At 41.2% G+C, this 13,000-nt stretch carries 11 protein-coding genes; 8 read left to right on the top strand and 3 right to left on the bottom strand.

Annotated features, from left to right (window positions below; translation table 11 throughout):
- The first annotated feature begins 36 nt into the window (after positions 1 to 36).
- The 5 genes from parE (at position 37) to rraB (ending at position 6,631) form a co-directional block, all read left to right on the top strand.
- Positions 37 to 1,926: a DNA topoisomerase IV subunit B gene (gene parE / locus AC27JL_RS11475; RefSeq protein WP_010556570.1), complete on the top strand. Its 1,890-nt coding sequence runs from the start codon at positions 37 to 39 to the stop codon at positions 1,924 to 1,926.
- Between the two features lie 28 nt (positions 1,927 to 1,954).
- Complete coding sequence (locus AC27JL_RS11470) at positions 1,955 to 3,049, top strand: PQQ-dependent sugar dehydrogenase (protein ID WP_487195660.1); 1,095 nt, start codon at positions 1,955 to 1,957, stop codon at positions 3,047 to 3,049.
- 10 nt (positions 3,050 to 3,059) lie between these two features.
- Positions 3,060 to 5,354, top strand: a complete 2,295-nt coding sequence (parC, locus tag AC27JL_RS11465; RefSeq protein ID WP_203984994.1) for a DNA topoisomerase IV subunit A — start codon at positions 3,060 to 3,062, stop codon at positions 5,352 to 5,354.
- Positions 5,355 to 5,582: 228 nt separating this feature from the next.
- Positions 5,583 to 6,296 carry a 1-acylglycerol-3-phosphate O-acyltransferase gene (locus AC27JL_RS11460; RefSeq protein ID WP_006793172.1) on the top strand — a complete coding sequence of 238 codons (714 nt, stop codon included), beginning with the start codon at positions 5,583 to 5,585 and terminating at the stop codon, positions 6,294 to 6,296.
- Positions 6,296 to 6,631, top strand: coding sequence for a ribonuclease E inhibitor RraB (gene rraB / locus AC27JL_RS11455; RefSeq protein ID WP_006793171.1), 336 nt, complete (start codon positions 6,296 to 6,298; stop codon positions 6,629 to 6,631). Before AC27JL_RS11460 ends, rraB begins: the two co-directional genes overlap by 1 nt.
- A gap of 219 nt (positions 6,632 to 6,850) precedes the next feature.
- Here rraB and AC27JL_RS11450 read toward each other — a convergent pair whose 3' ends face one another.
- Positions 6,851 to 7,822, bottom strand: a complete 972-nt coding sequence (locus AC27JL_RS11450; RefSeq protein ID WP_277053630.1) for a zinc transporter ZntB — start codon at positions 7,820 to 7,822, stop codon at positions 6,851 to 6,853.
- Between the two features lie 267 nt (positions 7,823 to 8,089).
- Between AC27JL_RS11450 and AC27JL_RS11445 the strand changes: the two genes are divergently transcribed.
- From AC27JL_RS11445 to AC27JL_RS11435, 3 genes are all read left to right on the top strand, one after another.
- Positions 8,090 to 8,512, top strand: coding sequence for an ATP-dependent zinc protease family protein (locus tag AC27JL_RS11445; RefSeq protein ID WP_058552430.1), 423 nt, complete (start codon positions 8,090 to 8,092; stop codon positions 8,510 to 8,512).
- Positions 8,513 to 8,586: 74 nt separating this feature from the next.
- The gene (gene rimK, locus AC27JL_RS11440; RefSeq protein WP_006793168.1) at positions 8,587 to 9,492 is read left to right on the top strand and encodes a 30S ribosomal protein S6--L-glutamate ligase; all 906 of its coding nucleotides are present in this window, start codon (positions 8,587 to 8,589) and stop codon (positions 9,490 to 9,492) included.
- Positions 9,479 to 10,537, top strand: coding sequence for a succinylglutamate desuccinylase/aspartoacylase family protein (locus tag AC27JL_RS11435; RefSeq protein WP_487195659.1), 1,059 nt, complete (start codon positions 9,479 to 9,481; stop codon positions 10,535 to 10,537). The genes rimK and AC27JL_RS11435 overlap by 14 nt, the downstream gene beginning before the upstream one ends.
- Positions 10,538 to 10,597: 60 nt before the next feature.
- On the opposite strand, the gene AC27JL_RS11430 is transcribed toward AC27JL_RS11435, so the two are convergent.
- Both AC27JL_RS11430 and AC27JL_RS11425 read right to left on the bottom strand, forming a co-directional pair.
- A complete protein-coding gene (locus tag AC27JL_RS11430; RefSeq protein WP_462672623.1) occupies positions 10,598 to 11,170 on the bottom strand; it encodes a mechanosensitive ion channel domain-containing protein in 573 nt (190 codons plus the stop codon).
- Positions 11,171 to 11,290: 120 nt separating this feature from the next.
- Positions 11,291 to 13,000: a BamA/TamA family outer membrane protein gene (locus tag AC27JL_RS11425; RefSeq protein ID WP_487195658.1), complete on the bottom strand. Its 1,710-nt coding sequence runs from the start codon at positions 12,998 to 13,000 to the stop codon at positions 11,291 to 11,293.

Raw genomic sequence — 13,000 nt, 5'->3', positions numbered from 1 at the left:
TTAAGCATAGCCTTAGCGCATATAAAGATAAAAACTATGAGTGATCAAAATTATAACGCCGAAGCCATTGAAGTACTTAATGGATTAGATCCGGTAAAAAGACGCCCCGGGATGTACACCGATACTGTGCGCCCAAATCATTTAGGCCAAGAAGTAATCGATAACAGTGTCGATGAAGCTATGGCGGGCCATGCAACTAAGATTGATGTAATTCTACACGAAGATAACTCGCTTGAAGTCAGTGATGATGGTCGTGGTATGCCCATTGATATTCACCCAGAGGAAGGTATTCCAGGTATAGAGCTTATTTTTACTAAGCTGCATGCCGGGGGGAAATTCTCAAACAAAAACTATCAGTTTTCAGGTGGTTTACATGGGGTAGGTATTTCAGTTGTAAATGCATTATCTACACGTGTAGAAGTAACGGTTCGCCGTGATGCACAGCAATACAGAATGGCCTTTGAAAACGGCGATAAAGTTGAAGATTTAAACGTTATAGGCACTGTTGGTAAACGTAACACCGGGACTACCGTGCGCTTTTGGGCTGATGCCAGCTATTTTGACTCTGCTAATTACTCTATTACCAAGCTTAATCATTTATTAAAAGCCAAAGCGGTACTTTGCCCTGGTTTGCGTATTAAATTTGTTAATAAACAAACAAAAGAAACGCAAGAGTGGTTTTACGAAACCGGCTTAAAAGATTATTTAATTGAAGCGGTTAAAGGTTTCGAAACGCTGCCACAAGACCCATTTGTGGGTGAGTTTAAAAGCGCTATAGAAGGTGTTGATTGGGCTGTTGTATGGCTGCCAGAGGGCGGTGAATCGATAGCTGAAAGCTATGTAAACCTAATCCCCACTGCGCAAGGCGGTACACATGTTAATGGTTTACGCCAAGGCTTACTTGAAGCCATGCGCGAGTTTTGTGAATTTAGAAACCTATTACCTCGTGGTGTAAAACTTACCCCAGACGATATATGGGAGCGCTGTAGTTATGTGCTTTCGGTTAAAATGCAAGACCCTCAGTTTGCCGGCCAAACAAAAGAAAAACTGTCTTCACGCACGTGTGCGGCACTTGTTTCGGGTGTTGTAAAAGATGCATTTAGCCTTTGGTTAAATGAACATACAGATACAGCAGAGTTGTTAGCTGAGCTGTGTATATCAAACGCACAAAGTCGTTTAAAAGCCGCTAAAAAAGTAGTGCGTAAACGCGTTACAGCGGGCCCTGCATTACCAGGTAAACTTACCGACTGTAGCGCAGCAGATAACGACCGTACTGAACTATTTTTAGTAGAGGGTGACTCTGCTGGAGGCTCGGCTAAGCAAGCGCGAGATCGTGAGTTTCAAGCAATAATGCCGCTGCGTGGTAAAATTTTAAATACGTGGGAAGTTGAGTCAGGGCAAATATTAGCATCGCAAGAGGTACATGATATTTCGGTGGCTTTAGGGATCGATCCTGATTCAGCCGACATGAGCGGGCTACGCTACAATAAAATTTGTATATTGGCCGATGCTGACTCTGATGGTCTTCACATTGCCACACTGTTATGTGCTTTGTTTGTTCGACACTTTCCGCAGTTAGTAAAAACAGGTCATGTATACGTAGCAATGCCACCACTATTCAGAATAGATATTGGTAAAGAGGTATTTTACGCCCTAGATGAAGATGAAAAAACCAGTATTTTGGCCCGTATTGAAGCAGAAAAAAAGCGCGGTAAAGTAAACGTACAGCGATTTAAAGGATTGGGTGAAATGAACCCACTGCAACTTCGCGAAACCACCATGGATCCAAATACAAGACGTTTAGTTCAGCTAACACTTGATGAAGAAGTTCAAACCATGGAAATGATGGATATGTTACTTGCTAAAAAGCGTTCGCCAGACAGGCGCCAATGGTTAGAAGATCATGGTAACAAGGCACAAGTATAATGTGCGTGTTGGCCACTAGGAGATAGAAATGAATAAACTACTAGCAAGTGTATTGTTACTGAGTTTAATAAGTGCGCCTGCAATGGCTAAAAACATACTAGACAAGCTTAGTGTTGCGCCTGGTTTTGAACTTAGTTTATTTGCAGACGACGTTGAAAATGCGCGCCAAATTGCAGTATCAAAAAAAGGCATTGTTTACGCAGGCTCGCGCAAAGCAGGTAATGTGTATGCGCTTATCGATCATAATAGCGATGGCGTAGCCGATAAAAAAATTGTGATTGCAGAGGGTTTAAATATGCCCTCAGGGCTGGCTATTAAAGATGGTGATTTATACGTAGGTGAAGTGCATCGTATTATTCGCTTTAAAAATATAGACACCCAATTAAAAGATCCAAAGTTTGATGTGATCTACAACGCATTGCCATCAGAGCGCCATCATGGCTGGAAGTTTTTACGCTTCACACCCACAGGCGAATTGCTTATTCCTGTCGGTGTACCGTGTAATATTTGCGCCGAAGACGAGCGCTTTGGTCGTATTTTTTCACTAAACGTAGAAACCAAGCAAATTAAAACAATAGCGCAGGGCGTTCGAAATACCGTTGGTTTTGATTTTCACCCAAGCACTCAGGCTTTGTGGTTTAGCGATAATGGTCGCGACATGATGGGCGATGATATTCCACCAGATGAAATAAATCGCGTAAGTAAAGAAGGGGAGCACTTTGGATTCCCTTATATTCATGCCGGTGCGATTAGTGATCCTGAATTTGGTAAAGGAAAAAATATTGCTGATTACACGTCTCCTGCGCTCGCATTGCCTGCCCATGTGGCACCATTAGGTATTCATTTTTACAACGCAAAACAATTTCCAGCAAGCTACAAAGAACAGTTATTTGTTGCTGAACATGGCTCATGGAATCGTAGTAAAAAAGCAGGCTACAAAGTAGCTATAGCCACAATAGAACAAGGCCGTGTGACTAAATACACGCCGTTTATTACCGGCTTTATGAAAGACGAAACAACATTTGGACGCCCAGTTGCATTTGCAGAGTTAGGTGACGGCAGTCTGTTAGTAAGTGACGATTACGCCAATGTAATCTACCGCGTAAGCTATAAGAAAAACTAGGTAAGCTTTAATGAGTGATACAGATACCTTGCTAATGCAAGGAATAGAGCAACAAACAATGGGGCGCTTTACTGAAGACGCCTATTTAAACTATTCCATGTACGTGATCATGGATCGTGCTTTGCCACATGTTGGTGATGGCTTAAAACCAGTGCAGCGTCGTATTATTTACGCGATGAGCGAATTAGGTTTATCGGCCGCGGCTAAATACAAAAAGTCAGCCCGTACCGTGGGTGACGTACTTGGTAAATATCACCCTCATGGCGATAGTGCTTGTTACGAAGCCATGGTACTTATGGCGCAACCGTTTTCGTATCGCTATCCACTTGTCGACGGCCAAGGAAACTGGGGTGCTGCTGATGATCCTAAATCATTTGCTGCAATGCGTTATACTGAAGCGCGTTTATCTAAGTTTTCTGAAGTACTGCTTAAAGAGCTTGGCCAAGGCACGGTAGATTGGACACCAAACTTTGATGGTACACTAGATGAACCGGTTGTATTGCCCTCACGCTTACCGCATATTTTACTTAATGGCATTACCGGTATTGCTGTTGGTATGGCAACTGATATTCCGCCTCATAACGTGAGAGAAGTAGCCAGTGCATGTTGTTTATTACTCGACAAACCAAAGACAGAGCTTGATGAATTATTAGAGTTAGTACACGCACCTGACTACCCAACCGATGCCGAAATAATTACCCCAAAAGCCGATATTCATAAAATATACAAAACCGGCCGAGGCTCAATTAAAATGCGTGCGGTGTATAGTGAAGAGCAGGGCGATATTGTGATCACCGCGCTTCCGCATCAATGTTCAGGCGGTAAGGTGCTTGAGCAAATTGCAGCGCAAATGAACGCAAAAAAACTGCCTATGATTGCTGATTTACGTGACGAGTCAGATCACGAAAACCCAACACGTATAGTGATTATACCGCGCTCTAATCGTATTAAAGCAGAGCCATTAATGGCTCACTTGTTTGCAACCACCGATTTAGAAAAAAACTACCGCGTAAACTTAAATATGCTGGGGCTAGATGGTCGTCCGCAGGTTAAAGATTTACGCAGTATTTTAAGTGAGTGGCTTATATTTAGGCGCGAGACTGTTCGTCGTCGTTTGCAGTATCGTTTAGATAAAGTACTGGCGCGATTACATATTTTAGAAGGCTTATTAGCAGCATTCTTAAATATTGATGAAGTGATTGAAATTATTCGTAGCGAAGATAAGCCAAAGCCTATTTTAATGCAGCGCTTTGATTTAACCGATATACAAGCAGAAGCTATTTTAGAGTTAAAACTCCGCCATTTAGCTAAACTTGAAGAGTTTAAAATTCGTGGTGAGCAAGACGAGCTTGCTAAAGAACGTGATAAATTAGAACTCACACTTGGTTCAGACCGCCGTATGTCAACGTTGCTTAAAAAAGAAATTCAAGAAGCGGCAGAAATGTATGGCGACGATCGTCGTTCACCAGTTATTGAACGAAGCGAAGCTAAAGCCCTTAACGAAAAAGATTTAATTCCATCGGAATCAGTGACTGTTGTTCTTTCAGACAAAGGGTGGGCACGTGTTGGTAAAGGTCATGACTTGGATGCGCAAGGATTAAGTTACCGCTCAGGCGATGCCTACAGAGCTTCAGCTCGCGGTAAGAGTAATCAGCCCGCTGTATTTCTAGATTCAGCAGGGCGTGCATTTGCAACTGATGCACATAGTTTACCGTCGGCACGTAGCCAAGGCGAGCCAATGACTGGGCGTTTTAACTTAACAACAGGTGCAAATTTTGAGCACGTTGTTATGGCTGAAGATAGCCAAGTATTACTTATGGCATCGGACGCGGGTTACGGTTTTATCACTGATTTTAAAGACCTTGTGAGTAAAAACAAAAACGGTAAAGCGTTAGTGAGTGTGCCTAAAGGCGGTATTTTACTCAAACCAATTAGAGTGAGCGATGTAGCTAGCGATTACTGTATGGCTATTTCTAATGAAGGACGCATGCTTTTATTCCCATTACGCGATTTACCTAAACTAGGTAAAGGTAAGGGTAATAAAATTATTTCTATCCCTGGTGCGAAGGTACAGGCTCGTGAAGAGTTTGTGAAAGTACTGGCTGTTGTCCCTCTAGGAAGTAGCGTTACATTGCATGCCGGTAAACGCAAGCTAACCCTTAAACCAACAGATTTAGAGCATTACCATGGTGAACGAGGTCGTCGAGGTAACAAGTTACCGCGAGGCTTGCAACGTGTTGATGAAGCCGTTGTTGAGCTAACGCCTCAAGATGAAGAGCCTGTTGAAAGTACAGCTGATGAATAATAAGCTCTGAGCTCACGTATTACGGCCTGCAATTGCAGGCCGTTTTTGTTTGTAGAGCCCAATTTTTACCATTTTATTGTTATGTGTTAAGCAATTAATTTTAGCATTGACTCTATTTCAGCGTACAGTTGTTCGCTATTGTCTCGTCTGTGTCACAAAATAACGCTATAATAGTGTCATAGTGCGTAATGACATGCGCACCGCACACAATTGAATTGGAGAACGAGTTTGTTAGCTGTAATACGTGTTTTTATTATGTTTATGTTTATATTATTGAGTTGTATTTTTGGTTTGTTACTTTCATTAGTCAGGCCTTTTCACCCAAATAATGTTCACATAATTGCAGGCTGGTTTGGTTCTATGGCCAAAATGATCGGTGTTAAATTAGTGCTGACACGCCATCAAGATGCCGAAAATATTGGCCCTGCAGTGTACGTTGCAAATCATCAAAATAGCTATGATTTATTTACAGTACCAGCAATGGTACCAAAAAACTGTGTAAGTCTTGGTAAAAAGAGCCTAAAGTGGATCCCATTTTTTGGTCAACTTTATTGGCTGTCAGGCAATATTTTAATAGATAGAGCAAATCGTTCAAAAGCGGCTGGTACTATTTCAAAAGCAGCTGAAAAAATTAAGAAAAATGGGCTATCTATATGGGTATTTGCAGAAGGTACACGAAGCTATGGGCGCGGTTTATTACCTTTTAAAACAGGTGCTTTTCATACCGCGATGAGTGCGGACGTGCCAGTGGTTCCCGTGTGTATGAATACAACGCATAAAACCATTAAGCTAAATCGTTGGGATAATGGTACAATTTACATCGAAATGTTAGCGCCTATATCACTTGATAAAAGTATAAGTGCGCGAGAGCACGCTCAAAACGTACATACTGTTATGGCTGCTAAAATAAACGAATTAGATGCTCAAGTGAGAGAGAAATAATGGAAAACTGGCGCGAAATAAGTGAAGACATCGTAAGTTCACTACTTGAAGATGGATCAGATCCTGAAATACTTTATGAAGTAGAGCACCACTTTGTGTGTGAAGACTTCCCTAAACTAGAGCAAGCCGCATTGGCTGCTTTTAAATTAGGCTACGATGTTGAAGAGCCAGCAGAGCTTGAGCTTGAAGACGGCAGCAAAATTTGGAGCTTCGACATAGTAGTAGAAGCTGAGCTAGACGTAGACGTCATTATGGAAGACGTTGATAAACTAGCAGCACTTGCTGTTGAATGCGACGTTGAGTACGACGGTTGGGGCACTTACTTTCAAGAGTAATTAGCTATTCAAGTATAAAAATTAAAAAAGGCGAGCATTTAACAATGCGCGCCTTTTTAGTTTTTAATTGATGGCTATATCAGGTTTATATCAATACTTAATAAACTTGAAGGGCTAAACCAGGGAGGCACTGGTTTAAACTTAGGTATTTAGAATAACAAAATATTTGCCCTGTCATCGACATGATTTTTTAGCCTCCAGATAGATCACTTAATATTATTAGAGCCACTTTTTATTTTTAAAATACACACCAATACCACCAGTAAGTATCACTAAAAACACAATAAATAGCGTAAATGCGTAAGGGTTGTCTGTGCCTGGAATTCCCCCAACGTTTACCCCAAGCAAGCCTGTTAAAAAGCCTAGCGGTAAAAACAAGGCAGCCACTACCGACATCACATACATACGTTGGTTTAACTGCTCAGAAACATGGTTAGTAACTGTTTGTTGAATAATTTGTGCACGCTCTATTGAGCTGTCTAATTCTTCAAGGTAGCGGATAAGTAAGTTAGTGGTTTCGTTTAGCTTTGCCTTATCGTCATCTAAAAGCCACTCATAATGACCGTTTACCATTGTAGTGAGCGCCTCTTTTTGAGGCTTTAAATAACGCTTAAGCGCAATAGTTTGGCGGCGTAACTGCGATAGCGCTTGGTTGTCAAAACGCTTACTTGGCTCGTCTATTTCTTCTTCAAAGCCATCAAGTGTTTCATCTAAAGAGTTAATAACACTTTGCATACGTGAAGTCAGCTTTTGTGTAATAGCACACACAAGCTCTGATATAGAGCACGGGCCTTTATTGTCTTTTAACGAGTTAAGTACATCGTCAATAGATAAAAGGCGACGCTTACGAGAAGTGATGACTATATTTTCGTTAATAAATAAACGTACCGACACCATGTCCTCGGGGCTTTGCGCTGGGTTTAAGTTTACACCGCGCAAAAACAGCATGTGTCCATTTGCAGACTGCGTGATACGTGGGCGTGTTTCATCCGCCGTAAATGACTCTAGCTCATAATCGGTTAAAAGCTCACAGTGTTTGAGCCAGTTGACTACGTCGGTTTGGCTGTAATCCATATGGACCCATAATTTACCTTGCTCAGGTTGCCAGTTGTGAAGATCTTCGCTGCTTTGTATAGCGCGAGCACCGCCTTTTTCATCAAGCACTAGGGCGTGAAGCAAACCGTTAATCATAATAATGTCTCATAATAGTGTAATTTTAATACTATAAACTATAGTGTATCTAACTGACCAAAACATATTTACTTTTAATAAGTTAAGGCACTTTTTAAATTATTGGTCTAGTTTAAATGCTGTTTAATTATATTGCAGCAAGACGTGCATTGTGAGACTAATAGGCATTAAAGATCAATCAAATTGATTCATCAGTAAGATAAATTTATTTTGTTGGTCTTTTTATTTCTATAGCGTATAAACCTCTTTTTTACAAAGGGCACATTTATGACGACAAAAATAACAATAGGTTGGCGTGAGTGGTTAAGTTTACCTGAGCTTGGTATTGAGCGGATCAAGGCTAAAGTTGACACTGGTGCGCGTACTTCATGTATTCATGCTATTAACATTGAAGAATACGAAGTTGATGGCGAAAAGTGGGTTAAATTTATAGCTCAACCATTACAAGATGACGAAGAAACTCAAATTACTTGTAATGCTAAAGTGAAAAAAATGAAATACGTAACCAGCTCCAGTGGTGAAAAGCAATTGCGTTATTTTATAGAAACAACATTACACGCGGGTGAACATAGCTGGCCTATTGAAGTCACCCTCACAAGCCGCGCAACCATGAAGTTTAGAATGTTGCTAGGTCGAACAGCCATGGAGAATCGTGTCGTTGTTGACACGGCATTATCTCATTTACTATAAAAAGTATTGGGCTTATGCTGCAAAAAAGCAGCCATTAAGCACTAATGCTGTAAAATTTAGTTAAGGTTTTAACTATGAAAATCGGTATTTTATCTCGTAACAGAAAGTTATATTCAACACGTCGTTTAATCGAGGCTGCAGAGGCTCGTGGGCACGAAGTGAAAGTAATAGACGCACTTCGCTCTTACATGAATATAAACTCTGAACAGCCGGAAATTCACTATCGTGGTGAAAATCTGAAAGATTTTGATGCAATTGTGCCGCGTATTGGCGCATCGGTAACATTTTATGGCTGTGCCGTTTTACGCCAATTTGAAATGATGGGGGTATACCCTGTAAACGAATCTGTGGCTATTTCTCGTTCGCGCGATAAATTACGCTCATTGCAGTTATTGTCACGCAAGGGTGTAGGCATGCCTGTAACCGGGTTTGCGAGCAAGCCTGATGACGTGAAAGATTTACTCGAAATGGTTGGCGGTGCACCGGTTGTGATTAAATTACTAGAGGGCACACAAGGTATTGGTGTTGTACTCGCTGAAACGCGCAAAGCGGCTGAAAGCGTAATCGAAGCTTTCATGGGCTTAAAAGCTAACATTATGGTTCAGGAATATATTAAAGAAGCGGGTGGTGCGGATATTCGCTGTTTTGTATTAGGTGATAAAGTAATTGCAGCAATGAAGCGCCAAGCGCAAGAAGGCGAGTTCCGTTCAAACCTTCATCGTGGTGGTAGCGCAACGTTAGTACGTATTACCCCTGAAGAGCGTAAAACAGCAGTTGCTGCAGCAAAAGCAATGGGCTTAAATGTAGCGGGTGTAGATTTACTTCGCTCATCTCGTGGGCCTTTAGTGATGGAGGTTAACTCATCACCAGGTCTTGAAGGTATAGAAATAGCAACAGGTAAAGACATTGCTGGCATGGTGATTGATTTCATCGAAAAAAATGCCTCAATCAAAGGAACCGCAACTCGTGGCAAAGGTTAAAATTAACCGTCCTTTCACTTTATTAGGTGAAAGCATTGGTGTTGGTGAACGCAAAACGTTAGCTTTAGAAGCTGCAAAGCTTTATACCCACTCACCTCTTAACATACCAATAGAGGTTGTTAATGGCGTAATGGAAGGCCCTGTACTGATGGTATGTGCCGCTATTCATGGTGATGAATTAAATGGGGTAGAAGTTGTTCGCCAATTACTTGCTAAAATAGATCCAAACCAGCTACGTGGCACGCTTATCGCTGTGCCAATTGTGAATGTGTTTGGTTTTATTCATAAATCGCGCTATTTACCCGACCGTCGCGATATGAACCGCAGTTTTCCAGGTTCTGAAAGAGGGTCGCTAGCGGGTCGTATGGCGTATATGTTTTTCAATCAAGTTGCAGTGCATTGCACGCATATTATTGACTTACATACGGGGGCTATACACCGAACAAACTTGCCACAAATACGTGCAAATTTGGCGGATGAGGCTACGGCGCAGATGGCCAAAGCCTTTGGCACACCAGCAGTAATAGATGCGTCATTGCGTAATGGTTCATTAAGAAGTGAAGCGGCTAATTTAGGCATACCGGTTATTACTTACGAAGCGGGTGAAGCACTGCGTTTTGACCCAATTGCAATAGCCGCCGGCGTGCAAGGGGTTGACTATGTAATGCGCCATTTAAAAATGATGCGCGGCAAACGCCCTAAAAAACTACCAGAGCCTGTCATTGCAAGCTCTACAAGCTGGGTGCGAGCTGAAGTAGATGGCATTGTGCGTGCTCAAGTATCGCTGGGTGAGCGCGTTACAAAAGGGCAAATACTGGCGTTTATAAGTAGCCCGCTTGGTGACTCTGAACTTGAGTTACTAGCACCACGAAGTGGTATTGTAATTGGTCAGCAAACTATGCCATTGGTTAATGAAGGTGATGCAGTTTTTCATATTGCTTATTTTGCTCATGCTAATAGCTTGGTTGAGCAGCAATTAGAAACATTTATTGATGAAATAAATGATTTGGATGAAGAACTAAAAACTGCAGAGTTAAATAACTAACCCTTTAGTAGCTATTAAAAAGCCGTTTTAGTTATTTAAACGGCTTTTTTTATGCAAAATTTATGATTTTTTAGGGCCTATAATCCGCTTAATTACCGGCGTTTTTGATGGTTTAGGCTCTGCGTTTAAAACGAGTACAGGGCGCGTAACAAATAAATTATTAGGGTAAATGACGCGGTGCCCATCAATATGTTCAAGTACAACATTCATTAAGCCCATTTCGACAATTCGCCCTTCAATATGGTTTGCGCCATCAACAATGCGTACCCAAAAGCCAACACGGCAGTCGTTCTGAATAAACATTAATAAAAACGCGGTCAGGTTACTTAATAATGACCATGCTGCAAATAGCGCGACACCTAACATTGCAAAGAGTGACGAGCCCAGAACCAGTAGCCCTCGTAGTTCAATACCCCAAAATACTAAGACTAAACACAACATTACAAAGGCGAGAATAATTTTAAGCAGTAACTCTGCGCGGTATTTACGGTGCAAATCTACTTTACCTTTAATGGCTTGCTCAAGTAACTTTTTAGTTAGCTTTAATAGCACTGGAAAAAGTAACAAGGCAATAACGGTCACGATGAGTTTATATTGATCGGTTATTAATTCTAAAACATCTAAAAATTCCAAAATAGCGCCTTTTGTAGTTATGTAGTAGTTAAAAGTAGTAAATAAAGCAACACGTTAGGTTGAATTTCAACTAGCTTAAAGGCCTTAGTTTAGCGTGTTATTTTAGCGCTAAGTAGCAATTTAAAAAGATTTTTTTACACTGACAAGCCACTGCACAGAGTCGACATCGTCGGCGCTATCTATGGGAGCAGCTATATCAAGGTGGATCATAGTGCCTGCATTTGCTCTACTTGGTGCTAGGCGCAAACCAACGCCTACATTTTTGAGAACATGATTATTTTCACCATTTGTTTGGTCATTAAACCATGCTCTACCAATATCTATAAAGCCTGCGCCACCTACTTTAAATAGTTGTAGCAAATCGTACTCCCAGTAGTAGCGTTTTTCTAGGCTCACTAAAAAGCTACGGTCGCCATGTTGATAATCCATAGGGTAACCACGCAGGCCTGTCTCGCCACCTAAGGTAAGCTGTTGGTCGGCGGTGAGGTTTTTTGCATATTGTACGCGACCTTTTACATACCAAGACTGATCAACACTCGTATTTAGATAATATTGTACTTGCGAGGTCGCTTTAAAGTTTTCGAGTTGTTTTTGTTCTTTGTTCCAAAACCCCTCTAGGTTTGTGCTAAAGCGCCAAAGCGTATTATCGCCAGAAAAATGCGCTGTTTTAACATTAAGCGAATACACCAAGCGGCTATCGTCATTACTTAATGACTCATCTGAGTAACCGAGTAATGCTTGTGCATTCCAGCCTAGGTTTAAATCTTCAGTGCGATAAATACTGTCAAAATTTCGTACTTTAATAAAATTATCTTCAAACCAATGGCCGCTAATATAGGGATAACTGTAGCTTCTATCTTTAGCTAAAGGCTCAAGCGTGGTTTGAATAGCAGTAAATGTATGCTGCTCATCTACATAACCTAAGCTAATTCGCTGGGTCCAGCTATTACTTAATGCTTTAGAATGACCAATAAAAATGCGATTGAGATCGGTTGTTTGATCAAATTCACTAATTTCTTTACCACGCCGGTATAAGGATTCTTCTCGTTGTTCTGAATAGCTTAAAATACCGTAGCTGTAAGGTGTGTCTATGGCATAAAATGGATAAGTAAGCTCAAGTAAATGACGCTTTCCATCGCTGTTATCGGCATACTCTACGCGACCACGGTAGCGGCTAGAAAAAATATTAGGATCGTCGTAAACAAATAAATAACCGCTGCGGTCGCTGTCGGTTGTGCGAGAAAAAGACAACCTTTTACCCCAGCCAAACAAGTTTGATTCTCTAAAACCAATGCTCGATTTATTTTCGCCTCCGCTACGGCTAAAGTTTATTTCTGGTAAGAGCGTCCATAAATCACGGGTAATTACTTTAACATCTATATCGCCATCACAGTTTTCTGTTGCGCTAATTTGTGCGTCGTATAGGTAGTTTTCTTTTCGCAGCAGGCGCTCCGATTCAGAAAGCTTTTTAGCATCGTAAAGATCGCCAGAGTTAAAAAGCAGTAAATTTTTAATTACCTCAGGCTCAGTTTGAATGTGTGCGCGGTTAGCAAATCTAAACAGTGCGTTATTTTCTTCTTCCAGCGCAGTATTAAATACATTGAGTTGTTCTAGCGTAATAGTGGCAATTTTTGCATTTGGTTTTGTAGCAACGAGAAGCGTTTCATCGCTGAGTTGGCGACGTAGTTTTTCTTCACTCAAATGTATTGATGATTCAAGAGGGCAGGTACCTGTGTTTGAAGGTAATGGCTCTGCATAAGCATTAGACATTAATAGACACAGAACAAAAACCCCAACAAAATAGGGCGAAAACCACGTATTACTGATCAT

The sequence above is a fragment of the Pseudoalteromonas sp. 4NS20-0020 genome (genome assembly GCF_057554385.1).
Note: the sequence above shows the minus strand (reverse complement) of the source record. Positions and strands in the feature narration are given on the sequence as shown.